28 protein-coding genes are annotated in these 26,623 nt (G+C 65.1%); 13 read left to right on the top strand and 15 right to left on the bottom strand.

Annotated features, from left to right (window positions below; translation table 11 throughout):
• Positions 1–54: 54 nt before the first annotated feature.
• Entirely contained in the window at positions 55–1,281 is a 1,227-nt protein-coding gene (locus tag PQB87_RS33065) for an amino acid deaminase/aldolase (protein WP_489243352.1), read from the bottom strand.
• A 430-nt stretch (positions 1,282–1,711) separates the two neighbouring features.
• Between PQB87_RS33065 and plcR the strand changes: the two genes are divergently transcribed.
• Both plcR and PQB87_RS33055 read left to right on the top strand, forming a co-directional pair.
• Entirely contained in the window at positions 1,712–2,431 is a 720-nt protein-coding gene (gene plcR / locus PQB87_RS33060; protein ID WP_060068241.1) for a phospholipase C accessory protein PlcR, read from the top strand.
• Between the two features lie 66 nt (positions 2,432–2,497).
• Positions 2,498–3,874, top strand: a complete 1,377-nt coding sequence (locus PQB87_RS33055) for a pectin acetylesterase-family hydrolase (protein WP_489243351.1) — start codon at positions 2,498–2,500, stop codon at positions 3,872–3,874.
• A gap of 76 nt (positions 3,875–3,950) precedes the next feature.
• Here PQB87_RS33055 and PQB87_RS33050 read toward each other — a convergent pair whose 3' ends face one another.
• The 4 genes from PQB87_RS33050 to PQB87_RS33035 form a co-directional block, all read right to left on the bottom strand.
• Positions 3,951–5,078 carry a J domain-containing protein gene (locus tag PQB87_RS33050; protein ID WP_301861984.1) on the bottom strand — a complete coding sequence of 376 codons (1,128 nt, stop codon included), beginning with the start codon at positions 5,076–5,078 and terminating at the stop codon, positions 3,951–3,953.
• 108 nt (positions 5,079–5,186) lie between these two features.
• Positions 5,187–5,510, bottom strand: coding sequence for a DUF4148 domain-containing protein (locus PQB87_RS33045; RefSeq protein WP_021158021.1), 324 nt, complete (start codon positions 5,508–5,510; stop codon positions 5,187–5,189).
• Between the two features lie 150 nt (positions 5,511–5,660).
• A complete protein-coding gene (locus PQB87_RS33040; RefSeq protein ID WP_489243350.1) occupies positions 5,661–8,057 on the bottom strand; it encodes a DNA polymerase II in 2,397 nt (798 codons plus the stop codon).
• A gap of 184 nt (positions 8,058–8,241) precedes the next feature.
• The gene (locus PQB87_RS33035; RefSeq protein WP_489243349.1) at positions 8,242–9,222 is read right to left on the bottom strand and encodes a LysR family transcriptional regulator; all 981 of its coding nucleotides are present in this window, start codon (positions 9,220–9,222) and stop codon (positions 8,242–8,244) included.
• Between the two features lie 103 nt (positions 9,223–9,325).
• Between PQB87_RS33035 and PQB87_RS33030 the strand changes: the two genes are divergently transcribed.
• The 4 genes from PQB87_RS33030 (at position 9,326) to PQB87_RS33015 (ending at position 12,064) form a co-directional block, all read left to right on the top strand.
• Positions 9,326–9,700: a nuclear transport factor 2 family protein gene (locus PQB87_RS33030; protein ID WP_059489619.1), complete on the top strand. Its 375-nt coding sequence runs from the start codon at positions 9,326–9,328 to the stop codon at positions 9,698–9,700.
• Positions 9,701–9,957: 257 nt separating this feature from the next.
• Entirely contained in the window at positions 9,958–10,455 is a 498-nt protein-coding gene (locus tag PQB87_RS33025; RefSeq protein WP_175830913.1) for a hypothetical protein, read from the top strand.
• A gap of 317 nt (positions 10,456–10,772) precedes the next feature.
• Complete coding sequence (locus tag PQB87_RS33020) at positions 10,773–11,147, top strand: hypothetical protein (RefSeq protein ID WP_489243348.1); 375 nt, start codon at positions 10,773–10,775, stop codon at positions 11,145–11,147.
• Positions 11,144–12,064, top strand: coding sequence for a hypothetical protein (locus PQB87_RS33015; protein WP_153490263.1), 921 nt, complete (start codon positions 11,144–11,146; stop codon positions 12,062–12,064). The genes PQB87_RS33020 and PQB87_RS33015 overlap by 4 nt, the downstream gene beginning before the upstream one ends.
• Before the next feature lie 85 nt (positions 12,065–12,149).
• Here the strand turns inward: PQB87_RS33015 and PQB87_RS33010 are convergent, their stop codons facing one another.
• On the bottom strand, positions 12,150–13,718 hold the full coding sequence (locus tag PQB87_RS33010; RefSeq protein ID WP_489243347.1) for an EAL domain-containing protein: 1,569 nt from the start codon (positions 13,716–13,718) through the stop codon (positions 12,150–12,152).
• Here PQB87_RS33010 and PQB87_RS33005 point away from each other — a divergent pair.
• Together PQB87_RS33005 and PQB87_RS33000 are read left to right on the top strand one after the other, a co-directional pair.
• Entirely contained in the window at positions 13,705–13,896 is a 192-nt protein-coding gene (locus tag PQB87_RS33005) for a hypothetical protein (protein ID WP_489243346.1), read from the top strand. The two genes, PQB87_RS33010 and PQB87_RS33005, sit on opposite strands and share 14 nt — an antisense overlap.
• A 286-nt stretch (positions 13,897–14,182) precedes the next feature.
• Positions 14,183–14,479, top strand: coding sequence for a hypothetical protein (locus tag PQB87_RS33000; protein ID WP_059684894.1), 297 nt, complete (start codon positions 14,183–14,185; stop codon positions 14,477–14,479).
• Positions 14,480–14,514: 35 nt separating this feature from the next.
• Here the strand turns inward: PQB87_RS33000 and PQB87_RS32995 are convergent, their stop codons facing one another.
• Together PQB87_RS32995 and PQB87_RS32990 are read right to left on the bottom strand one after the other, a co-directional pair.
• The gene (locus PQB87_RS32995; RefSeq protein WP_489243345.1) at positions 14,515–14,820 is read right to left on the bottom strand and encodes a hypothetical protein; all 306 of its coding nucleotides are present in this window, start codon (positions 14,818–14,820) and stop codon (positions 14,515–14,517) included.
• A gap of 84 nt (positions 14,821–14,904) precedes the next feature.
• Complete coding sequence (locus tag PQB87_RS32990) at positions 14,905–15,951, bottom strand: AraC family transcriptional regulator (RefSeq protein WP_489243344.1); 1,047 nt, start codon at positions 15,949–15,951, stop codon at positions 14,905–14,907.
• 94 nt (positions 15,952–16,045) lie between these two features.
• Between PQB87_RS32990 and PQB87_RS32985 the strand changes: the two genes are divergently transcribed.
• The 3 genes from PQB87_RS32985 (at position 16,046) to PQB87_RS32975 (ending at position 17,853) form a co-directional block, all read left to right on the top strand.
• Positions 16,046–16,984 carry a sterol desaturase family protein gene (locus PQB87_RS32985; RefSeq protein WP_111938576.1) on the top strand — a complete coding sequence of 313 codons (939 nt, stop codon included), beginning with the start codon at positions 16,046–16,048 and terminating at the stop codon, positions 16,982–16,984.
• A 250-nt stretch (positions 16,985–17,234) separates the two neighbouring features.
• The gene (locus PQB87_RS32980; protein ID WP_226216700.1) at positions 17,235–17,531 is read left to right on the top strand and encodes a transcriptional regulator; all 297 of its coding nucleotides are present in this window, start codon (positions 17,235–17,237) and stop codon (positions 17,529–17,531) included.
• Between the two features lie 79 nt (positions 17,532–17,610).
• Positions 17,611–17,853, top strand: coding sequence for an energy transducer TonB family protein (locus tag PQB87_RS32975; RefSeq protein WP_489244325.1), 243 nt, complete (start codon positions 17,611–17,613; stop codon positions 17,851–17,853).
• A gap of 17 nt (positions 17,854–17,870) precedes the next feature.
• Here the strand turns inward: PQB87_RS32975 and PQB87_RS32970 are convergent, their stop codons facing one another.
• From PQB87_RS32970 to PQB87_RS32960, 3 genes are all read right to left on the bottom strand, one after another.
• Entirely contained in the window at positions 17,871–19,490 is a 1,620-nt protein-coding gene (locus PQB87_RS32970; protein ID WP_489243343.1) for a histidine-type phosphatase, read from the bottom strand.
• A gap of 179 nt (positions 19,491–19,669) precedes the next feature.
• Positions 19,670–20,104 carry an HAD family hydrolase gene (locus PQB87_RS32965; protein ID WP_021158004.1) on the bottom strand — a complete coding sequence of 145 codons (435 nt, stop codon included), beginning with the start codon at positions 20,102–20,104 and terminating at the stop codon, positions 19,670–19,672.
• 324 nt (positions 20,105–20,428) lie between these two features.
• On the bottom strand, positions 20,429–21,787 hold the full coding sequence (locus PQB87_RS32960) for an NAD(P)/FAD-dependent oxidoreductase (protein WP_489243342.1): 1,359 nt from the start codon (positions 21,785–21,787) through the stop codon (positions 20,429–20,431).
• A gap of 100 nt (positions 21,788–21,887) precedes the next feature.
• On the opposite strand from PQB87_RS32960, the gene PQB87_RS32955 reads away from it, so the two are divergent.
• Positions 21,888–22,841 carry a LysR family transcriptional regulator gene (locus PQB87_RS32955; RefSeq protein ID WP_021158002.1) on the top strand — a complete coding sequence of 318 codons (954 nt, stop codon included), beginning with the start codon at positions 21,888–21,890 and terminating at the stop codon, positions 22,839–22,841.
• Positions 22,842–22,882: 41 nt separating this feature from the next.
• On the opposite strand, the gene PQB87_RS32950 is transcribed toward PQB87_RS32955, so the two are convergent.
• Positions 22,883–23,077 (bottom strand): hypothetical protein, encoded by a 195-nt coding sequence (locus tag PQB87_RS32950; protein WP_048021356.1) that lies wholly within the window; start codon positions 23,075–23,077, stop codon positions 22,883–22,885.
• Between the two features lie 194 nt (positions 23,078–23,271).
• Between PQB87_RS32950 and PQB87_RS32945 the strand changes: the two genes are divergently transcribed.
• A complete protein-coding gene (locus PQB87_RS32945) occupies positions 23,272–24,180 on the top strand; it encodes an AraC family transcriptional regulator (protein WP_059684906.1) in 909 nt (302 codons plus the stop codon).
• 201 nt (positions 24,181–24,381) lie between these two features.
• On the opposite strand, the gene PQB87_RS32940 is transcribed toward PQB87_RS32945, so the two are convergent.
• The 3 genes from PQB87_RS32940 to PQB87_RS32930 form a co-directional block, all read right to left on the bottom strand.
• Entirely contained in the window at positions 24,382–24,894 is a 513-nt protein-coding gene (locus PQB87_RS32940) for a hypothetical protein (RefSeq protein ID WP_155635677.1), read from the bottom strand.
• Positions 24,895–25,004: 110 nt separating this feature from the next.
• Complete coding sequence (locus PQB87_RS32935) at positions 25,005–25,766, bottom strand: hypothetical protein (RefSeq protein ID WP_155635678.1); 762 nt, start codon at positions 25,764–25,766, stop codon at positions 25,005–25,007.
• A 15-nt stretch (positions 25,767–25,781) separates the two neighbouring features.
• Positions 25,782–26,363 carry a PAAR domain-containing protein gene (locus PQB87_RS32930; RefSeq protein ID WP_489243341.1) on the bottom strand — a complete coding sequence of 194 codons (582 nt, stop codon included), beginning with the start codon at positions 26,361–26,363 and terminating at the stop codon, positions 25,782–25,784.
• Positions 26,364–26,623: the final 260 nt, after the last annotated feature.

The raw sequence follows: 26,623 nt of genomic DNA, 5'->3' as shown, positions 1-26,623 counted from the left end.
CGTGGTTGTCGATCGAATGAGTTGAACGGTTTGAACGACGGGCCGCGCGGCCCGCTAGAAAAAGCTCTTGCCTTCGCCGCGATAGGTGGGCGCCTCGCCGACCACGCGGCCGCCGCGGATCAGCAGCAGCGTGTTGAAGCGTTCGCACAGTTCGCCGGCCTTCGCGTGGCGGAACAGGATCGGGTCGCCGATCGCCGGTGCGACGCCGCGCGGCACGCGCACGGGCGTCTGCACCTCGCCCGCGCCTTCGTTGTCGATCAGCGTGCAGCCGGCCGGCAGCCACGGGCGGGGCAGCCGGCTCTTGCCGGCCGGGCCCGATGCGATATAGCCGCCGCCCGAGCAGGTCACGATGCCCGGCTGCGGAATCCGCACGACCGGCAGCGCGAAGCCGGCGGCGGGTTGCGCATGAAACGCCGCATAGTGATCGAACAGCGCCGGCGCGTAGAGGCCGGAGCCGGCGGCGAGCTCGGTGACCGACGCGTCGCCCAGCGTGCTTTCGAAGCTGCCGGTGCCGCCGCCGTTCACGAAGCGCAACGTATGGCCCGCCGCCGCGAGCGCCTGCACGGCCGCGTGGCGGCGCGCGTTGATCTCGCGCGCCGAGCGGCGCTTCAGGTGGCGCACCAGCGCGTTGCGCGCGCCGCTGCCCGGCTCCATGTCGGCCACGCCGGCGATCTGTCCTTCGTAACCCATCAGCCCGTCGAGCCGCACGTGCCGCCGCTCGCCGATGCGGTTCGCGAGGGCGAGTGCAGCGGCCACGTCGCGCACCGGCGAGCGGTACATGCCGAAATACAGGCCCGGATACGCGGACGACATGTCGAGATCGATCGCGAGCGGGATCGTCACGCTTTCCGCGCGTGCGAGGCGGTCGATCGCGTCGACCTGGGCGGCATCGTCGACCATCAGCGTGATCGAGCGGCCCCGCCTGAGCTGCGCGGCCACCGCGCGAAGGTCGTCGGCGTCGACGGTCGGATAGGCGACGACGATGTCGTCGAACCCGCCGTCCGCAAGCCATGCGGCTTCCGCGGCCGAATAGCACAGCAGCCCCTGCATGAACGGGCCGGCGGCGAGCACCGCGCCGATCAGTTCGCGCGAACGTACCGATTTCGTCGCGAGCCGGATCGGCAGGCCGCGCGCGCGGCGCTTCAGGTCGGCGAGGTTCGCGTCGAGGCAGTCGAGATCGACGAATGCGGCGGGAAGGCGGCGGCCCGCGAGCGCGTCGCGGTAGGTCGGATAGTCGTGGACGGCGGCGGGTGCGCGATGCGGAAGGTCTGCACGGCTCATGGAACGGGCTCGGCTGGGTGGGGTGTGTGCCGCGCCGACCGTTCGGCGCGTGTCGGAAACCAGCATAGGGCCGGCCAAAATGACGACCAAGCGCTCAGCGGGTCGTTCGACGGGTCTTATCCGGCCATCCGTATCGGCCACGCGCACGCGTGAGCGTCGCGCCCCGTGAAGGTGGATCGCTGCTTGCTTGGTGTCGCGGCGCACATCGCGCGTGCCGGCGCGAACCACCGCCGGACGGGCGCGACGCTCGACATCACGCGCGTGCCGACGCGACAACGAAATGCGTTTCAAACGTCTTGCCGGCCATCGCCGCTGCGCGCAGGTTTAGTGCCCGCGTTCTAGTGCCGCTTTTGACTGCATGCCGGATTCGACCTAGAACCTACTCGCGGATGCACCGGCGAAGAACGGCATGACGTGACGAGGAGGCGACGTGAAGAAGAACAGGGCACTCTGGCGGCGCACGGGCGCGATCGCGGCGATCGGCGTGGCCGTCGTCGCGATCTGGCGATACGAAGCGGCGACACCGGCGCAGGCCGCGTCGTCCGGCACGCCGGTCGCGACGGCGGGCACACGGTCCGGCGCGGCCGATACGTTCGGTACCGGCACCGGCGCCGCGACACCGGGCCCCGAGGAGCGGCGGCTCGATGTCGACGCGCTGCGCCGCAGCCTTGCCGGGCGCCCCGATGCGGACGCGGAAGTGAAGCGCGTCGTTGCATTCGCGCGCTTCCGCGACGAGGTCGCCGCTTACGGCGATCGCCGCAACAGCCTGCCGCAAGCCGAGCGCGACGCGCTCGCGCGCCGGATTCTCGACGAACTTCCCGACCACGTCGCGCGCAACGAGATCGTGCCCGTGCAGGCCGAAGCGCTGAGCGCGGCGCTGCTGACCGACACCGAAGCCGACCCGGCGACGCGCGGCGCGGCGATCCGGTCGATGCGCGCGCAATGGGACACCTATGCGCAGCGGACGGTCGGCCCGTCGCCGGCGCAGGACCCGCGCTATCTCTCGTACGAACAGCAGAGCCGCGACGTCGTCCGGCAGGTTCAGGCGAGCATTCCCGATCCCGACCAGCAGCAAGCCGTCATCGCGCAACGCCTGCAGGCGCTGCGCGTCCAGCTGTTCGACGGCGCTTCACCGTCCGGCGTGCACTGAGCGCCGAATCCGCGCGGCCGGGGCGGCGCCCGGCGGCCGCGTCATGTCCATCGACAAGGAGGGGAGATGTCCACAGCACGATGCCTGCTGCGCGCGGCCGTTGCCGCGCTGCTCGGTTGCGCGGCACTGAACGGTCACGCGGCCGATACGACGATGCCGGATCCGTCGGTTCCTTATTATTCGTGGTACGAAGTGACGTTGCCGGAGAGCACCGGTGCATCGTGCGGCAACGGCACGCCGATGCGCTTCTACATCAATCGCGCGCAGTCGGACAACCTGCTGTACATGATGGAGCCGGGCGGCGCGTGCTGGGACTACGGCACCTGCACGCAGACCTCGACCGGTGCCGAGGCCGGCCTCGGCGGCTTCAATCCGGACGGCATCCCGCACAACTACATGAACGGCACCGCGAACGAGAGCCTGCTGTCGTCGTTCCTGTCGCCGCTGCTGACGCGCATGGATCTCGCGCACATTCTCGTCGGCGAGCCGAAGGTCGAAACGCAGCAATGGACACAGGTTTTCGTGCCCTATTGCACCGGAGATATCCACATGGGCAGCGCGGTGCGCAACTACACGTCGCCGTCCGGCGACTGGCGCCTGCAGCACTACAGCGGGCTGAAGAACATCCAGGCCGTCGCGCAGTGGCTGACGTCGCACGGCTTCGGCAAGCCGAACCGGCTGCTCGTGTACGGGATGAGCGCGGGCGGCTACGGCACGCTCGCGAACTACGCGACGCTGCGCAACACGCTGCAGCCGCAGGCGCACAGTTCGCTGCTCGACGACGCCGGCACGGTGTTCAACACGCCGTTCGATGCGGACGCGGCCACGCATCCGTCGGTCGGCCTGTACGACCGCGTGCGCACCGAGTGGGGGATGACGGGCCCCGACGGGATGATCACCGTGAACAGCCGGCTGACCAGCCGGTTCGACCCCGGCAACATGGGGAGCGCGTACGCGGCGCTGTCGGCGACCTTTCCGCATGATCGCTTCGGTTTTTCCAGCTACCAGCGCGACAAGATCATCGCCGCGTATCACTATCGCGCGTTCGTGCCGGCCGTGATCGCGGCGCCGGACGACACGACGAAGGACGCGCTGTCGCTCGCGATGTTCGGGAAGGAGCTGGACGGGCTGAAGCAGATGCTGAACCCGTTGCCGAACTTCGGCTACTTCATGCCGTGGGCGCGCAACGACTTCATCGCCAACCATCAGGTGACGGCGGTCAGCTTCACCGGGTCGGGGATCCACGAGAACGGCACCGACGCGGATATCGGCACCTTCGTCGACAACCTGCTGAACCAGCAGGACCCGGCCGAGACGCCGGTGATGAAGGCGTTCCGCACGCAGCAGTGGTCGGATTTCACGTTCTCGACGTTTCTCGCGTGGATCGACAGCGTGTTCAACCTGACCGGCGAAGCGGGACCGATCTCGGGGCACCGGGCGTGAACGGGTGACGGAGGCGCGGTGCGCTGCTCTGCGCCGCGCCGCCGTGTCGCGCCGCCGTTGCGCCGGGCATGCGCGTTCAGTACGAATCGTCGTCGAAGCGGGACGATGCCGGCCGGCGCTTCATCTCCTTCAGCCATTCCCTGACGTTGTCCGGGTCGTCGAATTCGCGCACCGCGATGGTCAGGTCCTGGTTGCTGCGCTGCATGCCGGCAATGTCGCGCGTCAGTATCCGCATGACCGTATCGGGCGCGATCTTGACGGACGATGCGATGCCGTAGGTTCGGCGGAAGTGGGTCTCGACGTGCCGGATCTCCTGGTCCAGCTCGCGCACCTGTTCCTCCAGGATGCCGTTGTAGCGCATCAGCCGGTCTTCGCCGAGGCCGTCGATCGCGCGCCGGTCGATCTGCTCGATCTCCAGCTGCAGTTCCAGCAACTGCAGCAGGTTGCCTTTCGCATACGCGTGGTTGACCCGCTGCATCAGCACGGTCTTGCGTTCCTGTTCCTTCGGATCGGTTTCGCGATCGGGATGCAGCACGCTCGCGAGCTTGCGATAGACGTCGCGGATCGACTTGCTCGATTCGGCCTGCTCGGCTTCGCGCCTCGCTTGCGCCGCCGATTGCCGGGGCGCCTTCTTGCGTTTCGCGCGCTGCGCCTCGCGGGCCTCGTGCTCGGCCATGTCGCGCCTGAACTGTTCGTCCAGCTCGGCTTGCATGCGCTCGGCGAGTTCGTCGGGCGACAGCGTGTCGAGATCGTCTTCCGGCGCGGGGGCGGGCGCCGGTTCCGGTGCCTGCTTCGGCCGTGCGCGATCGGCTGCCGTGCGGTCGTCGTCGCCGGATGCGCGGTGCCGGTTGTAGATGATCTTCAACTGCGCGTCGTCGCTGACGTCGAGCAGGTCGCGCGCCATGTTCGCGATCACGTCGGACAGCGTGCGCTGCTCCGCCTTGCTCAAGCCCTTTTGCAGGAACGCGTCGTCGAGCCGGTTGAGCAAGCTGATCCGCAACGCCGTCGCCGCCTGCTCGAGCGGCAGCAGCCCGTCGACGAATTTCTTGTGGAAGGCCGGCGTCACGGCGTCCCATGCGCCGAGGCGTTCGCGCCGTGTTTCGATCTGCTGGACGAGCGTATTGAACGTCTTCTGGGCTTTCGACAGGCTGGCTGTCTCGTGGCCGGGCGCAATGACGACCGCGGCACCGCGTCGTGCGGTCATGATGAATGTCCTCCGGCCGCGGCAGGACGCGCAGCAGGCCGGTATTCTAGCCGGATGTGCGGCCGGCGGCGCGGAACGGCCTGCTTCGCCGACGCTTTCGCCAGCGCGTTACGGCCGCGGTGCCGCGACCGCCGGTGCGCCCGAATCCGTGCCCGGCGTGCCGCCCGGCCCATAGGCGGCAGCGGCGTTGTTGCGCTCCGCGAGACGCTTGGCAGTCAGGCGCTCCTGCGCGGCGACGATGTCGCCCGGATAGTTGTCCCCGTTGCTGGCGACCGGGTCGTAGCCGACGGCTTCGAGGTCGAACAGTTCCTGGCGTACCTGCGCACGCGTGAGCGTCGAGTGCGACGACTGCGCGTACGACACGGCCGGCGCGGCGAGCAGGGCAGTCGCGGCAGCGGTGGCGACGACGACGGTGGCGATGATCGATTTCATGATTTCCTCAGACGGTTGCGTGGCGGTTCACCGAACCGACGAAGCAAGTTTAGGAATCCATGCCGGCCGGATAAATGCCGATTCCGGGTGAACTGTGTTTCCGGAATGCGCCACAGTGGGCGACGGGCGTGCGGCCGTGCCGCCACGTCGTCAATCGCCGAACAACTGCCCCTGCCCGGAGATCACGCGTTCGAAATCGTCGCGCAGGAACGGCAGGATCGCGTCGGCCACGGGCTGCAGCTGGCGGCTCAGGTAGAACGCGTAGTCGATCGGCGAGCGCATCGTCTCGAGCGGCTCGGGGCCGGCCGTCGTCATCACGTAGCTGATCCAGCCGCCGCGCTGGTATTGCAGCGGCCGGCCCTGCGCGTGGTTGAACTCGTCGGCGATCCGCGCCGCGCGCACGTGCGGCGGCACGTTGCGCTCGTATTCGCGCAGCGGCCGGCGCACGCGCTTGCGGTAGACGAGCTGATCGTCGAATTCGCCGGCCAGCGTGCGCTGCACGTAGTCGCGAATGAAATCCTGGTAGGGCTCGCGGCTGAACACGCGTCGATACAGCTCGCGCTGGAACTGCTGCGCGAGCGGCGTCCAGTCGGTGCGCACCGTTTCGAGCCCCTTGAACACGAGATCCTCGCCGCCGTCGGCCGCCGCCGCGAGGCCCGCGTAACGCTTCTTGCTGCCTTCTTCCGCACCGCGCACGGTCGGCATCAGGAAGCGGCGGTAGTGCCGCTCGTACTGCAGTTCCAGCGCGCTCTCGAGCCCGAACTGGTCGCGCAGGTGCGCGTGCCACCAGCGGTTCACGTGCGCCACGAGCGCGCGGCCCTTGGCGCCGGCTTCATCGTCGTCGTGCGCGCGGCCGAGCCACACGAACGTCGAATCGGTATCGCCATAAATCACTTCGTAGCCCTGCGCTTCGATCAGCTCGCGCGTGCGGTGCATGATCTCGTGTCCGCGCATCGTGATCGACGACGCGAGGCGCGGGTCGAAGAAGCGGCAGCCCGTCGAGCCGAGCACGCCGTAGAACGAATTCATGATGATCTTCAGCGCCTGCGACAGCGGCGCGTTGCGCTGCCGCTTCGCATCGTCGCGGCCTTCCCACACGCGGCGCACGATATCGGGCAGGCAGTGTGCGGTACGCGAGAAGCGCGCGCCGAGAAAGCCGGGCACCGATGCGTCGTCGCCGGGATTCGCGAGCCCTTCGATCAGCCCGACCGGATCGATCAGGAACGTGCGGATGATCGACGGATAGAGGCTCTTGTAGTCGAACACGAGCACCGAGTCGTACAGCCCGGGGCGCGAATCCATCACGAAGCCGCCGGGGCTGTTTTGCCCGGTCACGTCGCCGAGGTTCGGCGCGACGTAGCCGAGCCGGTGCATGCGGGGCAGGTACAGGTGCGTGAAGGCCGCGACCGACCCGCCGGTGCGATCGGCCGCGAGGCCCGTCACGCTCGCGCGTTCGAGCGCGAAGGACAGCAGGTCCGCCTTGTCGAAAATGCGCGTGACGAGCTCGCAGTCCTTCAGGTTGTAGCGCGCGAGCGCCGGCTTGTCGTGATCGAAGCGGCGCTGGATCTCGTCCATCCGCTGGTACGGATTGTCGATCGACTTGCCTTCGCCGAGCAGCGCCTGCGACACGTATTCGAGGCTGAACGACGGGAACGTCCACGTCGCGGATTTCAGCATGTCGATGCCGTCGAGGATCAGCCGGCCGGCCGCGCCCGCGAAGAAGTGGTCCGGCTGCTGGCCGTGCGCGCGCCAGTCGAGCACGCTGCCGCCGCGCCCGAGCTTCAGCGGCACGCCGTATTGCTCCGAATGCGCATGCAGGATGCGCAGGTCGAACTGCACGAGGTTCCAGCCGATCACGGCATCGGGATCGTGTGTTTCGAACCAGTCGTTGAGCCGCGTGAGTATCGCGGCGCGGCTGTCGCAATAGTCGAGGTCGAAGTCCCGCGTACCTGCTTCGCTGCCTGCCTTGCTGCTTGCATCGCCGTTCGGCGGGCCGAGCATGTAGACCTGCCGCTGCCCGCAGCCTTCGAGCGCGATCGAATACAGCTCGCCGTGGACGCTGGTTTCGATGTCGAGCGACACGCAGCGCAGGGCCGGGCGATAGCCGGTCGCGGATTTCAGCTCGGTGCCGGTCAGCGTGCCGTCGCGGCCGGGCCGGCCGCGAAACTGCACGCACGCCGTGATGAAGCGTTCCATCGCGTAGCGGTCGGGCGGTTGCACGTCGGCTTCGTAGACGTCGACGCCCGCTGCGGCGAGGCGTTTTTGCAGCCCGGACAGATGGCGATAGCGCTTGCAGTAGAGGCCGACGACGGGGCGCTGCCGGAAATCGCGCAGCGTGAGCGGGCGCAACTCGGCGTCGTGCTCGCCTGCCAGCGTGCGTTCGGCGAGCGCCTGCTGTTCGGCGGGGATGAACGCGACGGCTTCCTGCGGGCGCAGGCGCACGCGGCGCGGACCGTGTTCGGTTGCCAGCCAGAACTCGATCTCGATGCCGGATGCGGTGTCCCGCCAGTGGCGGGTGAGGATGAAACCCTGCTCGAACGCCGTCAAAACGCTTGCTCGTCGTGAATGCCCAGGCGGCGGATTTTAGCGCTTGAATGGCGGCCGTGCCGACGGGGCGCGCGTGGCAACAGGTGGCAGGAAGCCGGCGCGCGATGCGCGATCTTCCGCGTGCCGGCCGGCGTTCGGGTTTTTCGACGCGATTGACGTCCGGCGCGCGACGGAAAGAAGGCGACTACTCGCGACGCAGCGTCTCGAGCACGGCGGATGGCGGTTGCCGGCACGCGCCGTAGCCATTGGACTGCAACCTGGGCATCATGCCGACGACGAAGTCGATGAACGTTCTCACCTTGGCCGGAACGTGGTTCCGGCTGGGGTAGTAGACATAAAGCGGGAACGTCTCGTCGCACCAGTCGGTCAGCACCGGCTCCAGTGTGCCGGCACGCAGGTGCGTGTCGATTCCGAGGTCGATCACCTGGGCGATCCCGAAGCCTGCAACGCAGGCGCCGATCTTGGTGCCCGCATCCGTGACGGTCAGGCTGCCGGTTACGGCCACTTTCACTTTTTCGCCGTCACGCCAGAATTCCCAGTCGAAGGGGCGGCCGGTAGCCGGGTCGATGGCCAGGATGCATTCGTGGCCGTCGTTGACCAGATCCTGCGGCGACCTCGGCCGGCCGCGTCGCTCCAGGTAGGACGGTGCGGCCACCGTCAGCACCCGCGGGCTGTACAGCCTTCGACAGACCAAGGTGGAAACGGATGGGGGGCCAAAGCGGATGGCGAGATCGAAGCCGTCGCTGACGAGGTCCGAGAGGTCGTTCCGGGTCTCCAGCTTCAGGTGCAGAGCGGGGTGTTCCTTCATGAACCGGGCGAGCTCCGGCGCGAGCACAAGGCGGGCGAATGCGGCATCGCACGCCACACGGAGCGTGCCGCTGGCGACCGAGGCCTGGCCGGAAGTGCCGGCGGTCGCCTCCTCGATCCCCTGCAGTAACGGCAGCACCTTCGACAACAGTTCGTGGCCCGCGTCCGTCACTTCGACGTGCCGGCTGGTGCGATGCACGAGCTTCGCGCGCAGGCGATCCTCCAGCCGCTGGATCGCGCGACTGACCGCGGGCTGAGTCTTGCCCAGGCGGGAGGCCGCTCGACCGAAGCTCCCGGATTCGGCCAGGGCCGCAAGGACAAGCAAGCCGCTGACCAGTCCTCCGTCGAGGTCTTCCATGATCCATGTGTTCCTGTAATGGCAGCGATAACCGGGTCGCCGTAGCCGAGGGCCGGGGCGATCGCTCACTATACGAGCGGTTCACTATCGAGGAAAGCCAGCCATGACCCAGACCCAGGCCGTAGTCGCGTTGATCGACGACTACTTCAATTTGGCTTATGAGCCGAAGAGCCGCGACTTCGACAAGGTTTTTCACCCGAGCTGCGTGATTCAGTGGCTCGATGAAGGCCGGTTTCGCACGCTGGCGTCGCACGAGTATGCGGCGCTCATCAACGGGAGGCCGAGTCCGCGATCGACCGGCGCGCCCAGGGACGAGGCGATCCTCTCGATGGCGCATGTGTCGGACGGCCTTTCAACGGCTACGGTGCGGGTGCGGATCGGCAACCGGTTGTTCAACGATCACTTCGTCATGCACAAGGTGGACGGCAGCTGGTTGATCGCAACCAAGGCGTCCGCCGTGGTGCGTACGTTCGACTGAAGCGCCGCGCGGCAGATGCGCATCGGGTTCCCGGGGTTTTTTGCGCCGACGAAATGCGGTGTCTCGGCATCGACGGGGTGAATCCGTATGGGACCCTGCTCGAACGCCGTCGAGACGCCCGCTCGTCGTGGATGCCCGGGCGGTCGATTTCATCGCTTGGGCGGGGCTGTGCCGGGACGGGGTGCGCGATACCGTTCCGGCATCCGGGCCGATGATCGTAAGATTCGGGCTCGATTGAACCCGTCAAGGATCATTGAATGAAACTCGCGATTGATCGCGTCGCACGTGTTGCCGGCTGCGTCGTCGTTGCGGCCTGCCTGTGTGGAAGCGGGCGTGCGATAGGCGCTTCCCCGCAAGTGAAGGCATTGCCGGCGACCACGGAAGCCAACTGGATACAGGCGGTCAGGCAGCATCGGACAAAAGATGGCGCAACGGTTGCCGACGTGCTGTCCTATGCGGAAAAAATGAGGCCGCGCATCTTCAAGGCCGGACGATTCGAAGTGGGTTACAACGGCGCGACCGGCGTTGCCAGCTCGGTTTCGATCGGCTACTGGATCGGAACGAAGCGCGCGCCGGACGATGCGTTCGTCGATCTCGGATATTCGATGTCGCCTGATGGCCGCGTGATGCCTGTCTCGCCGGACGCGCACACGGCCACGGCATTGGAGAACGGACGGAAGGCGTTTCTGCGTGCCGTCGACGACGCCTATCGGGACACATGCCTGTCCGATCCCGATCATCCGCCGGCATGCTGATGAATCCCGCCCGATTGACGTCACGGAATCATCATTCGTAGAATCGCCGGTCAAGAACAACATCATTCTGAGAGAGGCGCCATGAATGCGCACCGCATGAGGGAAGCATTTGCGGAACGGCCGGCTCGGCAAGCATCGCTTGTCGCGTTCCAATCCCGGCTTGGCAATCGTGCTCCGATTCCCCACCGCAGGGCCAGGAAGTCCTGCATCGGTCGCGATGACGTGCCGACACATCGCGCAAGCTGCGTGGGAGCGCATGACGCATGCCGACCTGACTTCGCCAGCCGCGTTTCCAGTCGCCGCTGGTGAAAGCCTCCATGCCGCAGTCGACCGGCCTGTCGCTCGACATGAGCGAAGGCAATCGACCGCAAAACCGCACGCATCCACTGATCCCGATTGAATTCGGCTCGCTGTCGCTCGTCCTCGGGCTGTCGGGGCGGGCCCTTCTGCACGACACGCTCGAGTTACTTGGCCGGACAGCTGGTTGGCCGGAAACGGTCGCAACCGGTGCGTCGCCCCGGTCGGGGCCGTGGGTCGTTGCCCGGAAGTACCACACGAAACGCACAGGCGCATTCTCCCGGCGGATGCCCGGCCATCCTGTTGCCGCAGGGATGGCGTGGCTGTTCGGTTTGCCTGGAAGCGCGGCGCCGCACGCATTGCCGATGAACCCATTTACCCCGGACTCCCCATGAACGCCTCCTCCCGGCAAATTTCTTTACCCGGTATCGCCGCGCTCATCGCGGCGGTCATTACCACGGCGCAATTTCTGATCGGCCTCTACGTGTGGTCGACGAAGTCTTCGCCGTCCGTGAACATGCTGGCCGTGCAACTGTCCACTTTCATCGGGAGCCTGGTGTTTCGAAGCGGCCTGGTGTTCCTGATCGTCCGCTGGCACGGAGAGTATCGGGACCAGCTTGCATTCCGTCGCCCCGCGTTGCCGCTGACGGCCTTTGCGTTGTGCCTGCTGGTCTGGCAGGCCGCGCAGGTACTGGTTTTCCAGGCGCTCGTGGGCATGTTGCGCGGCGGTTCTCTCAGCCTGACGCACATCGTGACGCTCATCGCGCCGGTGAACGCCGTCCTCTATGCGCTCGTCGCCTGGCTTGCGTGGTGGTTCGTCACCCACCTGTTTCGCAACGACGCGTTGCCCGGGGTGCCGCGCGGCAATGCGCGGCGGCGCATTGCGGGTCTCGCGGCCTGGTTGTTTGCCAGCGTATTGCTGCTTTTCATGACGCAGGCCGTGATGATCCTGCTCGACCATTTCGACGACGATCTCAAGCTCGTGATGCTGAACTACGTCGGGGGGATCGTCGTTCCCGCCGCGATCGTCTTCGCCGGCGCGATGCTCGGCTTGCCTCGCGATCTCGGTCGGCTGCACGTCCGGCGTCTGCTGGGGGCGTCGCTTGCGTCGATGGTATCGGTCCTGCTGCTGGCTTATGCGGTGCTGCGCCTCGTGGGCGACGTGCTCGGAATAGCCAGCCTGATGTCCGGCATCATGCCGGTCGTCGTTCTCGCCGCAACCGGCGCGGCCTACTGGGTGTGGTTCCGCGTGTTCTATGCCGCTGCGCGTGGCGAGACCGCTGGACCGTCGCAAGGCATGCCGACGTCGTGAAACCCGCAAGCGGATATGGCGTGAGCCGCGTGCGCGACAGGACGACCCGCGGCGATTCGGCAGCGTGCGCATCGGCGCACGCACCCTACACCCACGCGACATCCTGCTTCAAGTGCTCTGCCCGTTGCGGCCGCTGATACAGATATCCCTGCGCATACTGAATCCCGACCGTCTGCAGCGCGCGATGCTGCGCTTCCGTTTCCACGCCTTCCGCGATGATCTTCAGGTCGTAGTGATGCGCGACGGACGCGATTCCCTCGATCAATCCCGCGCTGCCGCCGTTCAGTTGCGAGACGAACTGGCGATCGATCTTCACGTAGTCGAACGGAAAACGCGACAGCATGTCGAGATTGCTGTGATGCGTGCCGAAATCGTCGATCGCGAATTTCGCGCCTTTCGCTCTCAGCGCATGGAAGATCGCGGTGGTCCGCGCGTTCTTCTCGAGCAGGATGCGCTCGGTGACTTCGAGCACCAGCGTAAAGCCGGGTGGCAGTGCGCGAATCGCATCCTCGACGATGGACACGAACCGCGTGCGCTCGAGATCCTTCGGCGCGATGTTGACGGCGATGCGCAGCGGCGTTGACGGCGTCAGCGCGGAGAGTTCCGACACGGCGGTCCGCAGCACGAATTCGGTCACTTTCGGCAGCACCGCGCTCGATTCGACCTGCGGGATGAACACCGCCGGACTGATGGCCCCCCACTTCGGATGCTGCCAGCGCACCAGCGCCTCGACGCCGACGGTCCTGCGCGTCCCGACCTCGACGATCGGCTGGTACACGACATGGAGTTCGTCGCGCCTGAGCGCGTTGCGCACGGCCTTCAGCAACAGCCGGCGCGGTGCCATCGCCAGCAGGTAGGCGGCCATCACGAGGCCATCCGCCAGCAGCACGATCGTGATGCCGATCAGCCGATAGTGGTGCCGAACCTGCGACGCGTAGCGCGTGGATGCCGCAACCGACACCGTGAACGGCCAGCGGGGCGACACGATCGTGCTGCCGCGTGCGGGTTCCGCGGCCGCTTCCGGCGCAAACTTCCCGTGCTGATCGAGATGGCCCGAACCCGCGATCGACAGCGTCGCGGTTTCCGTCCCGTAGCGGGCGCCGTGCGCGAGCGCGTCGGCCACGTAGTCACCTTCGACCAGGTAGAGCACGCCCGCGCCGGGCGCGGTGGCGTAAAACACGGGCAGCACCGGGATGCCCGGCTGGAACGGCGTCTGGCGCAGCAGCGTGACGAGCGTCGAACCCGGTTCCGGCTCGTGCGTGTACGCGCCCAGCGGCAAGTCGATTGCCCCCAGCGCCGACGAGCACATGACACGGCCGTTGTACACCAGCGCGACGGCGCGCAGGTAGCGCAGGCGCGTGCCTATCTCGGCGAGCGTCCGGAATACCGTCGCGCATGGCCGCCCGACGAGCGCGGTGAGTTCGTCCACATGTCGCAGGCGCGCGCCGTCCAGGATGCGGTCGACCGATGCCACGATGTCGTTCGCCACGACGCGTTCATGTTCGATGACGGTATCGCGCGCATAGCGGTCGGCAAGCGCGATCGCGAATGCCGGCACGAGTACGCAAACGATAACGGCGACGAACAAGACGACCCGCGGCCAGGCGCCGCTGCGCTGGAAAACTGGTTTCGAGCCTGGCGTGAACGCCGACATTCCCGCGGTCGCCTTTGGTGTTGTGTGTTGGGAGAGGCAAGTCGAACTGGTCGATACATCGACGGCACGCCTGCGTCATGCGCGCCGCCATCTCGATGCGATCGATTCTACGGTCGCGACGGACATCCGTGACAGCCTCGTCGCAATGGGCCGTTCATTCCGAGGCTTGCCTCCATGAACATGCGCATTCGGCGCATATAAACTGGCGGAACGCACCGAAAAAACCCCGGCCGCATGGTCTTGCGGCCGGGACGAAAAAACACCGTCTCTTGGCACGAGGATGGTGCGCGGCAAGTATAAGATGTGATGAGAGATTACGAAATATTGTTATTCAACAATTGGTGTAATTTTGTCATTGTGTCTCGACAGGAAACATTCTTTCGGGATGCTGTCTTTGCCGACCTGTCCGTGGCCCGCGTTCGGGCGCCGCGCAATTCGGTCGCACGTCTCGCCGGAGCTTCGGGATGGAAGAAAATACCGTGCCCACGGTCATCGTGACCGATGGTGCAGCCGCAGCCGACGGCGGTTCGCTGTGGATCCGGATCGACGTGAACGGGCAGGCCCGCAATTACGTGCTCGATCGCGCGCTCGCTTCGCGCGGCACGCCGCGCTACAACACCATCAGCGGCGCACATGGTCCGCTTTCGAAAGACGAACGAAAGGAAGCGCTTGCGCTGCTGCGCAGCATTGCCGACCCCGCAATGTGGGCCGGCATGGTCGGCACGTTCACGCAGGTGCTGCAGGCGTCCGAAGATGAGTGAACGATGCGGTGCCCGCGCGTCACGCGGGCCGCGATTCAGAAATCGTCGCGCATCTTGCGCAGCAGGTCGCCGCCCGACTGGTGCGTGTCCACCGCGGTGAGCACATCGGTCAGGAACCACGGCAGGTTCAGTTGCGTATTGGAATCGCCGACGCATACGCGGATCGGCGGCGCCTTCGACGGCGAGCGCGCGTCGGGCGTGGCGCTGCGGGACGGCACGCAGTTGTTCGCGTGCGATTGAACGGGAACCGGCCCGGCACTGGCGGATGTTGCACCGGCGGCCGCCGGCAAGCTGACGGCGGCAAGCAGGGTCAAGACAGCGACAGCGGCAACGCGTTTCATGGGATTCTCCGGCGATGCTCGTTCGACCGCGCGGGCGGACGCGAGTTCGTCGGCGGCACGGTTGCGCGCTGCGCTCAGTTGCGCTCAGCCGCGCGCGACGCTCGCCGTCCGCGCGGGTTGCCGGCTGCGCCACTGCTGCGGCGATTCGCCGGTCCAGCGCCGAAAGGCGCGCGTAAATGCGCTGTGTTCCGAATACCCGAGCAGCCACGCGACTTCCGCGAGGGTCAGCCGCGGATCGTTCAGGTGGTCGATTGCGAGCCGCCGCCGCGTGTCCTCGCGCAGTGTCCGGAAGTTGAGCCCGAGTTCGGCAAGCCGCCGATGCAGCGTGCGCGACGACACATGCAGGTCCGACGCGATCTGTTCGATGCTCGCTTCACCTTGCGTCAGCAGGCGCGCGACGGCTTCGCGCACAGACTGTTCGAGATCGTCCGTCTGCCGCAACTCGGCCAGCAGCGCGCTTGCCTGGCGTTCCATCATCTGCAGCAGCGCGTCGTCCGGTTGGCGCAGCGGCTGTGTCAGCAGGTGCAGCGGGAACGCGAGGCGGTTCACCGGCTGGCCGAACCGCACCGGGCAGCCGAAATAATCGATGTACGGCCGATCGTCGCCAGGCGACGGGTGCACGAAGCAGACTTCGTCGGGCCCGTCACGCGTGCCGGTGATGTTGCGTGCGAACTGGACGATGGCGGTGAGCGCGACTTCGTCGACGAGCGGGCCGAGCGGCTCGGGCGCATCGTGCCATTCGATCGCGACCGACGCCGCCTCGACGCGCACTTCCATGCGCGCGACGTTCGCGATCAGGTGTTCGTATTGCTGCCAGCGCGCGAGTGCGGCGCCGGCATCGCGGCACGCATGCAGCGCGTAGCCGAGCGCGCCGAGATGGGCGGGCGTGATCCGCTGGCCGACGTGCAGGCCGAGCAGCGGATCGTCGAGCACGTGCACCGCGCTTTCGAGCAGGCGCCGCCAGTGCGCGCTCGCGTACAGCGTGAGCCCGCGGTCGTCCTCGGGCGGCCGCGCCTCGCCCAGCACGCGCGCGGCATCCTTGCCCTGCTCGGACAGATAGTCGAACAGCAGCCGCACGTAGGTGCTCGAGTAGTAGACGCGCTGTGTCGAGAGCGGGGAGGCGGCGGGCATGGCGGAAAGTGTCAAGTAATCGTCGGCAAGTGTCAACGCGGAGCGACCCGCGCGCGACCATACTGCCGGCCAGTTCCTGATCGAGGCTGCGAACATGCCGACCGAGTTGATGACGTGGCTCCATGCGTTCCTGGGTAACGACGTGGACTGGAAGCAGGTGTTGCTGATCGGCATGACGCCGGTCTTCCTGATCGCGTTCGCGATCGAATACGCGGTGATGACCGGGCGCGGCCGCCGTGAGCCGTTTCGCTGGAAGGAGATCGTCGCGAACCTGTCGCTCGGCGCCGGCTATCAGGTGGCCGAGACCGTGATGGGGCTCCTGTTCACCGGTGCGATCTTCGCGTGGGTCTACCGGCACCGGCTGTTCGACGTGCCGGTGAACGGCCTCACGATCGTGCCGATCTTCGTCGTCGTGGAATTCTGCTACTACTGGTTTCATCGCACGTCGCACCGCGTGCGCTGGTTCTGGGCCGCGCACGTGCCGCATCACAGCGGTGAAGTGATGAACTTCACGACGGCGATGCGGCAGTCGCTGCTGAATGCGTTCGTCGGTGTGTTCCTGTTCTACCTGCCGCCAGTCTGGTTCGGCATCCCGCCCGCGGTCGTGCTGTTCCTGCTCGCGGTCGATCTCGTGTACCAGTACTTCGTGCATACCGAAGCGATCGGGCGGCTGCCGCGCTGGTTCGAGTACGTGTTCGACACGCCGTCGAACCATCGCGCGCATCACGGCCGCAATCCGCGCTATATCGACAGGAACTACGGCGGCGTGCTGATCGTCTTCGATCGCCTGTTCGGCACCTATGTCGAGGAAACGGAGCCGGTCGACTACGGGATCACGCAGCAGATTCGTTCGTATAACTTCCTGGTGCTGAACCTGCACGAATTCGTCGATATGTGGCGTGACGTATTCGCGCCGGGGCCGATCCTGCAGCGGCTGAAGCATCTGTGGATGCCGCCCGAATGGGAGCGGCCGGGGCATCGACCGATCCATACGTGGAGCGTCGAGCGCAAGGGTGACGACGGACGGGAATGAGATTCGGGCCGGCGGGGCGATCCAAACGTTAAGAATCGTTTGGATCGCCGGTCGGATGCTTGCGATGTACATGGCGCTCCTTTATTGTGCCGCCACGACGGCTCCGACACAGGGGTGTCGAGCCAGATCGCAAGGAGCATTCGTCATTACCGCATCGACTCGTCGCACACACGTGCGTGCATTTCTCGTGGCCTCGTTCGCCTATCTCAATCTTGCACATCCTGCGTCAGCGGTCTACACGGAGGCGTGGATGAGCGACGGCGACGTGAAGGAATACGCGCGGCAGGTCAAGCATCCGGCCGTGGCGGCGAGCAGTGCGACAGCCGCAAAGCCGGTTCGGCAGCCCGTTCGCTCGCGCGCGACCGGCCCGGTCGCCGCGCATGCCGACGCGAAGCCTGCCGCCAAGTCGCAGCCGGCTGCGGCCAAGGTGCGGAAGCCTCAGGAGGCTGGGCGCACCGACCCGAAGCGGAAAACCGCCGCGAATCCGCAGCGCGTACGGGCGGTACGCACGGGTACGGTCGTGCGGCCTGAAGTGTCGAAGCATTGACGCCACGCCGCGCGCCGCACTGCCGCGCGCTCGGTGATAATCGCAGCATTCGACGGTTACGGAGAACATCGTGTCGCTCATGGATCGCTTGTTGTCACGTGGCGTGCCGGACACCTCGTCGCGAAGGCAGGTGATCGTGCGCGTGTGGCTCGACGAACAGGGACGCGTGCGCGATCTGAAGGTCCGGCGCAGCTGCGGCGATTCCGCGCTCGACGAGAAAGCGCTCCACGCGATTGCCGTGATGCGCTTCTCCGCCGGTCACCTCGGCTCCGGCGGGAAATCCGCCAAGCGCTGGCACGATCTCAACTATCCGGTGGACTGACGGCGCGCCGCTGTCCGTCACCGATACCCGTAACACTGCTTCAACCCCGCGTAGTCGTAGAAGTGACTGCCCGGCGTGAGCTTCGCGCCATCGCACGCAGCCTGGAAATCCGTTTCGCGCTCGTTGTACAGCATCTTCACGATGAGCCGCGATCCGTTGCGATAGACATCCCACTGCATGTTCGCGGCCATCGGCGACACCTGATCACCGCGCCACGGGTTGTTCGCGTACGTGTACGTCTGCGCTTGCGGCGTCGGCACGAATACGTTCTTCAGGTTCATGATCGACGCAAACGGAATCATGATCTCCGCATGCGTGAAGCGCAGCTTCGCGGCGCGGGTCAGGTCGCCGCGCGCGATCGCATCGACTTCGCCGAAGAAATCGTCCTGCAGCACCTTCGCCATCCGGTACGTGACGGGGTTCGCTTCCTGGATGCCGGGCCCCTTCTGGTAGTAGTCCTCGGCATCCTGCAGATACGCGAGATACTGCGCCTGCTCCGCGCCGATGTACTTTTCCATCGTGACGCCACCCGTTTCCGCCGTCATCGCGGGCGCGACCTGCAACAGGTTGTACAGCACGTTCACCGCATCGACAGCCGTCGCGATCTTCGTCTTGCCGTCGCCCTTCAGCGTGTTGCTGAACTTGCCGTCCGCCGACGTGAACGCGTAGGTGCCCGTGTTCGCGAACGTGTAGCCGCTGGTGCCGAGCTTCGCGATGAATGCCTGCGACACGAGCGCGGACAGCACCGTTTGCGCGACCTCGGCCGCCTGCGGCGCGGCCTTGATCGCGTTGAGCTTCGCGGCCACCGTCGCGTCGTTCGCATAGGCCTGGTAGGCCTGGCTCGCCTGGTAGGTCGCGTAGTACGGATTGCCCGCATCGGTCACGAGGTCGGTGGCCGGCTTCAGCGAGTGGAAGTACAGCAGGAAACGGTTGGTGCCGGCCGGCTGCGCGACCGGCGCGCTCGCGGGAAAACCGGACGGCGCGGCCGGCAGCGTGATCGCCGGGGCCAGCGCCGGTTGCGCGGCCACGAGCGACGAGGAGAAAAAGGTCGAGCTGTCGACCGCGCGGTCCTGGCCCGAGTTGACGACGACGATCTGCCGGTTCCCGGCCGCGAACAGTGCGGGCAGCCGCTGCGCGAGGCGCGCGGCGAGTTGCTGGTGTTCACGGATGCCGGTTTGCGTGAGGTTGCCGTACCCGGGCGTGGAGATGCCCGCCACGCCATAGCCGAGCAGCGCATTGGCTTTCATCATCGCGTACGTATCGGCCTTGAGCTGTGCGCCGAGCGCGGTCAGGGCGCCGTCGGCTTCGGCCTTGACCAGCATCGCGTAGATCGCGCCGTCGTACTTGAAACCCGACAACCCGCGCGAGCCGTGGCGTGCGACGAGTTCGGTGTAGACGGGCGCGTAGCCGGCGGGCGGCGCTTCGTACGTCGCGGCGTCCTGCTGCGGACGGTATGGCGTCTTCGTCTGGTAATAGGTCGCGGGTGCCGGCGTGGGCTGGGGTTGCGGTTGCGGTGCGGGCGTCGAGCCGCTGTTGTCGGCCGAGGCCGCGGGCGGTGTCGAATCGTCCCCGCCGCAAGCGGCGAGCAGCAGGCAGGCAACGGCGAGGGCGGTGGCGGTGCGGGTCGGGCGTGTCATCGTGGTGTGCAACGGGCGGGACGATGCGGTTTCGCGTCGTCCCGTCTCCGGGAGGGATCGGTCAAGCCCGGAAGTGTTGCAAGCGACTTTGACAGCAGAATGTCAGGATTCGGTCGGGCAATCGTCGGATGGCCGCCGGATCGAGGGTGGCCGGCCGTCGCCAGCCGGTGTGCGGGCGGTCAGTGCAGGCCGGCCGATGCGATCGAGCGCACGGTGTCGGTGATGTTCACGCAGCGCGACAGGCCGAAATGCTCGGCTTCCCGGCGCTCCGGTTCGCTGCTCGCGATCCCTACCGCGCGTTCGGGCGGTACGCCGAGTGCCTGCAGTGCGACGTCGAAAGGATGCTGGTTTGATCCGGAGTCCTGCTGATTGGCGTCGGTGACGACGACCGAGAAGCGGTCGAGGTTCGCGCGGCCGAACTGGCCTTCGAACATGTCGCTGAGCCGTGCAGCCGGCAGCGTCGTGACGAGACCGAGTCGATATCCTTCTTCCGATGCCCGGTCGAGCCACTGGATGATCGCGTCGCGTTGATGGCGCGATTCATGCGAATCCGGTGTTGCTTCGATTTGCGCGAATGCTGCGTCGAGACGGGTGACGATGGCTTCGATAACCACGGTGATTCCTCTTCAGAAACGTGATGATCCGTTCGCCGACGGGAATGCCACACACCTTAGCGTCGATCCTGAAAACGCGACCAATTAATATTTTTATCAGACCTATACGATTCGACTAATGAATCGGGGTGTCAGCCAGAACCGGCGCGGGATGCGTGTCGCGCGACATTTTTCGGGCGACATGCCTCGCATCGACGGTCTTCGATGTGATGCACCAAAGTCGCGCACGTTGTGGATGCAACCGTTATATGCATATAAAAAAACGGCATATCGAGCGATGGTCGCCCGATATGCCGTTGTGCGATGCTGCGTGCGAGTCGTCGCTCAGTGCAGCTTGATCGACGGCTGGTTGCGGCTTTGCAGCCAGTGGCTCAGCGACTGGAACAGCGCACGCTTCATGCCGACCACGCTGAACAGGTGCTTGCGATACAGGAACTTGTACAGGCCGATCGCGGCGAGCCCGTCGACGATCAGCGAGCGCGAACGCACGCCGAGGTCGGCCTGGTACACGGCGCCCGCATGCCCGAGCGACACGACGGTGCCTGCATCACGGAACGTGAAGCCGGCCACCGGCTTGCCGGCGACGCGGCGCGCGAACGCATTGACCAGATACACGGCCTGCTGGTACGCAACCTGCGCGCGCGGCGGCAGGAAGCCGCTCGCACCGGCCGTCGGGCACGCGGCGCAGTCGCCGAACGCATACACGTGCGGATCGTCGGGCGTCTGCAGCGTGTCGGTCACGATCACCTGGTTCGCACGATTGAGCGCGATGTCGCCGATTTCGCGCAGCATCGCGGGGCCCGCCACGCCGGCCGCCCAGATCGTGATGTCGCTCGCGAGCCGTTCGCCCGTCGCGGTCGTCACGGCATCCGCGCCGACTTCCGCCACGCGGGTATCGGTCAGCACGTCCACGTTCAGCGCGCGAAGCTGCGCGTGCATCTTGCCGGACAGCCGCGCGTCGAGTGCCGGCAGGATGCGCGGGCCGCCTTCGATCAACCGGATGTGCACGTCGCGTGCGGATACCAGCGCCTTGAAGCGGTACGTCGTCAGCTGCTGGATCGCATGCCGCAATGCCGCGGCCAGCTCGACGCCCGTCGCACCCGCGCCGATCACGTTGATGCAGATCGGCGCCGCGCGCCGCGCGGGCTGCTGCTCGGCCAGGTGATTCGCCTTCGTGCAGGCCGCGAGGAACTTCCGGCGGAAATCCTCGGCCTGGTCGAGGTTTTCGAGCGGCAGCGCATGGCGCGCGGCACCCGGCACGTTGAAGAAGTTCGTCACGCTGCCGACGGCGAGCACGAGGTCGTCATAGTCGAGCTCGCGCTGCGGCAGGATTTCCGTGCCGTCCGCGTCCTGCACGGCCGCGATCGTTGCGGTGCGTGCCGCGCGGTCGACCCGCTGCAGCGCGCCCTGCACGAAACGGAAACCGTGGCGCTTTGCTTGCGCCGCGTACTCGATCGTGTGCGATGCCGGGTCGCGATGGCCCGAAGCGGCTTCGTGCAGCAGCGGCTTCCAGAAGTGCGTCGGGTAGCGGTCGACGAGCACGACTTCGGCTTGGCCGCGGCGTCCGACCGTATCGCCGAGACGCGTGGCGAGATGCAGGCCGCCGGCGCCGCCGCCGACGATCACGATGCGCGGCAGGCGCGGTGCGCGGTCCGTTGCAAGGTTGGGCGTGGTGTTGTCCATGTGGGGCTCCCGCTGAATGACGATTCGGATGACATTGCTCAAGAACCGACGATATAGTTTCGAACCCACTCGAACAATTTAATGTTTATAAGCGACTCATATGTATTCACTTATAGGAAAGACCGCGACGTTCCGGCAGCTGAAGGCGCTGGACATGATTGCGCGGCTCGGCAGCGTTTCGCGGGCGGCCGAGGAGCTGAACCTGACGCAGCCGGCCGTGTCGCTGCAGGTTCGCCTGCTCGAGGAGGCGGTGGGCGCCGCCTTGCTGCAGCGGGTGGGGCGCGGGGTACAGCTGACCGCGGCCGGCGAGATCGTGTCGCGCTATGCGCGCGAGATCCTGCATCTGTGGAGCGAGGCCGGCGACGAAGTGGCCGCGCTGACGGGCGATCTCGGCGGCACGCTGCGGATCGGCGCGATCACGACGGCCGAGTACCTGATTCCGCCGCTGCTCGTGAAATTCACCGCGACGCGTCCGCATGTGAAGACTTATTTCAAGGTTGGAAATCGCGACGACATCATCCGCATGCTCGCCACGCATGAAATCGATCTCGCGGTGATGGGCAGCGCGCCGAAGGAGTTGCGTACGCATGCGGTGGAGTTCGCGAAGCATCCGATGGTGTTCGTCGCGGCGCCTGGCCATCCGCTGATGCAGCGCAAGCGCATCTCGCTGAAGGATCTCGAATCCGCGCACCTGCTCGTGCGCGAACGCGGCGCAGGCACGCGCTCGACCGTCGAGAACCTGTTCAAGACGGCCGGCCACCGCTTCCATGTGGGCTCCGAACTGTCGAGCAACGAGGCGATCAAGCAGATGGCCGAAGCCGGGCTCGGTGTCGCGTTCCTGTCGTTGCACGCGTGTGCACTCGAATTGCGCACCGGGCTGCTCGGGCAACTGCCGTTCCCCGGCAACCCGATCGAACGCGAATGGTATGTGGTCACGCTCGCCGACCGGCGCATTTCGCAGGTCACGGGGCTGTTCCGCGATTTCCTGATCAAGCAGGGCGCGCCGGTGATCGACGGCGCGACGGTGGCACCGCACGAGCGGCGGCGCAAGTAGGTGGACGATGCCGGTCGCGCCGACACCGGCCGCGCGGCCGGTCAGACGAGCCCGAAGTCGTCGTTGCTGTCGGGGATCGACGCGAGCAGCCGTTCGAGCCGGTACCAGCCGACGATGCGCAGGCACCGGGCGGCGAGCGTGGTGCGGTCGTTGCGGGAGCGGGGGCCGGACGAGGGACGGGTGGCGGCGGGCGACGGCGCGGTGAGCGCGGTGCGTTGCGCAAGGCAGTGAGGCATGACGGTCTCCGTAGGTGTCGGATGGGGCCATCGTAAGCGGCACGGCGCCCGCCGGCGCACACGCAAGGATGGCCCCGAGCAGAAACGGATGATCTTTTTCTGCTCGGCCCGGGTGAGCAGCCGGCAGGCCCGGCAGGCGGGCCAAAAACGCGTCACAATGCGCGTTCGACATCCCCATCAACCGGAGGAAGGCCATGAGCGATGCGATTCTCGCGGCGCCGACGGACAACGGCGTCCCGGTCAGCCTGCGCTCCAGCCGCGGGCTCGGCTGGCAGGGCTTCGGCGCGTCGCTGCTGGAAATCCGCGCGGGCACCTACCGGATTCCGGCGGCCGAGCATCACCGGATCGGCGTGCATATCGGCGGGCCCGTTCGCGCGGATTGCGTGTGCGACGGCGAGCGCGTATCGCGTATCCAGGCGCATGGCGACGTCGACGTGATTCCGGCCGGCTTGCCCGGCCAGTGGACCGACAGCGCCGACTGCCGGATCCTGCACATCATGCTCAGCGACACGTTCGTGCGGCGCACCGTCGAACAGCTCGAACTGAAGCCGTCGCAGGGGCAGATCCGTCGCCGGCTACAGGTGCGCGACCCGCGCCTTCAGCACATCGCGTGGGCGATGGCGGCCGAACTCGAAGCGGAGGACGCGTCGGATCCGCTCTATGCGGAAAGCCTGTGCACGGCGCTCGTCGCGCGGCTGGTCGACGGCCAGCCGGCGTTTCGCGAGCGCCGCCGCACGCTCGCGCCGAAGGCGGCCGCGCGCGTGATCGACTATGTCGAAGCGAATCTCGAGCGGCGCATGACGCTTGCCGAACTCGCGGCGCTCGTGTCGATCAGCGTCCCGCATTTCAAGGTGCTGTTCCGCGAAACGCTCGGGATGCCCGTGCACCAGTACGTCGTGCGGCGCCGGGTCGAGCGGGCGAAGGCGTTGCTGCTCGAAGGCCGGCTGAGTATCAGCCAGATCGCGCTCGAAGCCGGGTTTGCGCACCAGAGTCACATGGCGAACTGGATGAATCGCGTGCTGGGTGCGACGCCGACGGAGATTGCGCGATCGGGGGAGCGGGGTGGGTTGAGGCTGGCGTATGACGGCGAGGGGAAGGGCTGACGCATGGCTACAAGTCCGGTGACCGTGTCGGTTTCGGTACCAGTTTCGATACGGCCACTGTGATTGCAGGCAATCGACCGGGAATCCGGGCATGAACGTACAAGATGCGGCGGTGTGTCTGGGGCAGTAATGGGGTTGGTGAAAGGGAGCGCGAGTGGATGCCACCCCTAACCTAAACAGCGGCGATGGCGGGTTTATGGCCTAGTGATATAGAAACAACAGCGGACTCCCGAGGCATGCTTTTACTTCATTGACTGGCACGCACTGTGGACCTACTCCTTCAGAATATTTGCTTGTCAATCGTGCGAAGCAGGATGCGTTGGCGATGGCTTGCTTGTAGATTTTTGAGTTCTTGGTGGTCGATAAATTCAATTCCTCTGTCAGCCCAAATCCTCTTTGAAAATCGTAATTAATAGTTCTCTGTACATCGATGGCGAATAGATACTTATCCCAACATTTCTTGTATTCTGATGTTGCGTAAGGGGAGTCGCTGTGAAGTGATAATTTGTGGCGAAGATTGATATCTCCGACTATAAAAAAATACTCGGGCCTCGGGAGCCATGCTATTGCGTCACCGTAGCCATGGAGGTAAGCCTTTTGAAGATCTCCATTTAGGAATGCCTTTCGACCTCTCTCTTCGGCCTCCCTTGCATTTCTAATGCTCTCATTTTTGTTTATATTTTCTCGATATCCTTCGGCTGTTCTTCTGAACATGGTCCACTCGGTTGCGGGGCTGCTGTTTAAATCAGATGATGCGAATGACCAATCGGAGAACCCGATGATCGCAGCGAGAAAGCAAGCGGTGTAAAGGGGGCAGCTACGCACTATCTTGTTCTCCGAGGTTGACCTTTGACAATGAGGGTGCCTACGCTGTTTCCGTCTGGACCGCGGTGGCGAACAAGCGTTTCGTGAATCTCGGACCACTTCTTCAGGTGCACAACGGTAACGCATCCTTCCGATACGTTTCCCACGTGAACATATCTGCTGTTGTTGCCATGGGCGATAGGAAACCAGACTTGATGATGGGATAGATTTGGATGTTCGCGTTTATACTGTTCGGTATATTCTTTTTTGTGAGGGAAGTCGGGTAGCAAAATTGTATAGGTTCCGGGTGGGATAGGATGAAATTCACCGCCCCAGCTTGTGTTCATTGTCGCTTCAAACCTGATTTCGCCGAGTGTCCCACTGGCTAATTGCTGTGGCAACATTCTCTTCCGGGTGATTGATTCCCAACTCTCATCATAAGCGCCATAGGTCATGACGAGTTCGACAGGTTTTTGTGTGGGCGCTGTCTTGCCAAGGTATTGGCTGGCGTTCGAATCTGACAGAAAGGCGATTGTTCCCCGAGATTCCCCTTCCATTACCTTGAAGTAGGTGCGGCCATTTTTTCTGCCAATAAGCATGACTTTGCAATACTTGAAAAGCGATTTCCACTCTGAGCGTGGAAGATCGTCTCTCCCGACAAGTAACCAGCCACTGTCGGTGTCGACTGTATTGACGTAACGTATCACGTCAGTTTGAACTAATTGGAAGCTATGCGGTGTAGTATTGGTCGCGGCGCTGCCTGACCATGCGAGATTTGTCATCGATGAATCCTGGATTTAACGTGTAAGCAGCCAATCCATATCTGGTTCGATGGTTAGGCTCTGTGTTTCTACGCACATTACGCGCTCAGTACGTCCATGCATGTCGGTGGTTCCGCGATATACCGTGCCGTCTGCTGCCGTGATTTTGTAGGGCATCCCTGGAATCGGATGCCCGTCCAGATCACGCAAGACGAATTGCTCGTCGTAACCACAGCCGTTCGCGAATGCGGTATGAGCGGAGACCATGTTCGCTGGGGCCATCCGTGCTATAAGCACCGCTCCGCAGGTCGTTCTATGCCCTTCGACGGCCATGGGCCGATCGTCACTTATCGACGTTTCGAGGCCTTCTGCGATCCTGAAAATATGGGGCGGGCATTTTGGGCAGGTCACAAGATCGCCTTGGCGCGCAATTGGAATGTCGTTCCATGTGTGAAATTGATTTCCGGATATGACAACCCCTCCGTGAGAAGTCATATCTCCCACTACACACTGCGCTCGACCTATCAGATTGGCTCTCATTGACCGCTCCATATCATTGAGGATTTGAAATATTGCTTCGATTTGGGTGGCGTGCTTCATTGCTGAAAGCAAGTTCATCGGCTGTTCACCGGCTATATGACCACCTTCTAACAAAAAGAGGTTGGGAATCGAAAGGAGTGAACCCGATTCGAGCAAGAAAGTACATGAGATGCATCCTTAAAAATTTCGGGATGAATCTGATTTTTATTGAGATTGCTCGGAATCCCGCAATGGGAATCTGGTCTGTACGTCTTGTCCATGGGCGAGCATGGGCGAGCATGGGCGATCAGTGGGGACTCCCCGCGCGGGGAGCGATCTGGCCTTGCTGAGCAACTGCG

This window comes from Burkholderia sp. KL41, from assembly GCF_057005415.2.
The sequence above is the reverse complement of the archived record's forward strand: the minus strand, read 5'-3'. Positions and strand labels throughout refer to the sequence as shown.

Excerpts from the sequence above, each read along its gene's own strand:
- PQB87_RS33020 (WP_489243348.1), top strand. The coding sequence starts at position 10,773 with ATGCCGCAGTCGACCGGCCTGTCGCTCGACATGAGCGAAGGCAATCGA.
- PQB87_RS32990 (WP_489243344.1), bottom strand. The coding sequence starts at position 15,951 with ATGCCCGCCGCCTCCCCGCTCTCGACACAGCGCGTCTACTACTCGAGC.
- PQB87_RS32940 (WP_155635677.1), bottom strand. The coding sequence starts at position 24,894 with ATGTTCAGAAGAACAGCCGAAGGATATCGAGAAAATATAAACAAAAAT.
- PQB87_RS32995 (WP_489243345.1), bottom strand. The coding sequence starts at position 14,820 with ATGAAACGCGTTGCCGCTGTCGCTGTCTTGACCCTGCTTGCCGCCGTC.
- PQB87_RS33000 (WP_059684894.1), top strand. The coding sequence starts at position 14,183 with ATGGAAGAAAATACCGTGCCCACGGTCATCGTGACCGATGGTGCAGCC.
- PQB87_RS33030 (WP_059489619.1), top strand. The coding sequence starts at position 9,326 with ATGACCCAGACCCAGGCCGTAGTCGCGTTGATCGACGACTACTTCAAT.
- PQB87_RS32935 (WP_155635678.1), bottom strand. The coding sequence starts at position 25,766 with ATGACAAATCTCGCATGGTCAGGCAGCGCCGCGACCAATACTACACCG.
- PQB87_RS32945 (WP_059684906.1), top strand. The coding sequence starts at position 23,272 with ATGAGCGATGCGATTCTCGCGGCGCCGACGGACAACGGCGTCCCGGTC.
- PQB87_RS33025 (WP_175830913.1), top strand. The coding sequence starts at position 9,958 with ATGAAACTCGCGATTGATCGCGTCGCACGTGTTGCCGGCTGCGTCGTC.
- PQB87_RS33050 (WP_301861984.1), bottom strand. The coding sequence starts at position 5,078 with ATGACCGCACGACGCGGTGCCGCGGTCGTCATTGCGCCCGGCCACGAG.
- PQB87_RS33015 (WP_153490263.1), top strand. The coding sequence starts at position 11,144 with ATGAACGCCTCCTCCCGGCAAATTTCTTTACCCGGTATCGCCGCGCTC.
- PQB87_RS32960 (WP_489243342.1), bottom strand. The coding sequence starts at position 21,787 with ATGGACAACACCACGCCCAACCTTGCAACGGACCGCGCACCGCGCCTG.
- PQB87_RS32975 (WP_489244325.1), top strand. The coding sequence starts at position 17,611 with ATGGATCGCTTGTTGTCACGTGGCGTGCCGGACACCTCGTCGCGAAGG.
- PQB87_RS32950 (WP_048021356.1), bottom strand. The coding sequence starts at position 23,077 with ATGCCTCACTGCCTTGCGCAACGCACCGCGCTCACCGCGCCGTCGCCC.
- PQB87_RS32955 (WP_021158002.1), top strand. The coding sequence starts at position 21,888 with ATGTATTCACTTATAGGAAAGACCGCGACGTTCCGGCAGCTGAAGGCG.
- PQB87_RS33010 (WP_489243347.1), bottom strand. The coding sequence starts at position 13,718 with ATGTCGGCGTTCACGCCAGGCTCGAAACCAGTTTTCCAGCGCAGCGGC.
- PQB87_RS32985 (WP_111938576.1), top strand. The coding sequence starts at position 16,046 with ATGCCGACCGAGTTGATGACGTGGCTCCATGCGTTCCTGGGTAACGAC.
- PQB87_RS32980 (WP_226216700.1), top strand. The coding sequence starts at position 17,235 with ATGAGCGACGGCGACGTGAAGGAATACGCGCGGCAGGTCAAGCATCCG.
- PQB87_RS33035 (WP_489243349.1), bottom strand. The coding sequence starts at position 9,222 with ATGGAAGACCTCGACGGAGGACTGGTCAGCGGCTTGCTTGTCCTTGCG.
- PQB87_RS32930 (WP_489243341.1), bottom strand. The coding sequence starts at position 26,363 with ATGAACTTGCTTTCAGCAATGAAGCACGCCACCCAAATCGAAGCAATA.
- PQB87_RS32970 (WP_489243343.1), bottom strand. The coding sequence starts at position 19,490 with ATGACACGCCCGACCCGCACCGCCACCGCCCTCGCCGTTGCCTGCCTG.
- PQB87_RS33055 (WP_489243351.1), top strand. The coding sequence starts at position 2,498 with ATGTCCACAGCACGATGCCTGCTGCGCGCGGCCGTTGCCGCGCTGCTC.
- PQB87_RS33045 (WP_021158021.1), bottom strand. The coding sequence starts at position 5,510 with ATGAAATCGATCATCGCCACCGTCGTCGTCGCCACCGCTGCCGCGACT.
- PQB87_RS33065 (WP_489243352.1), bottom strand. The coding sequence starts at position 1,281 with ATGAGCCGTGCAGACCTTCCGCATCGCGCACCCGCCGCCGTCCACGAC.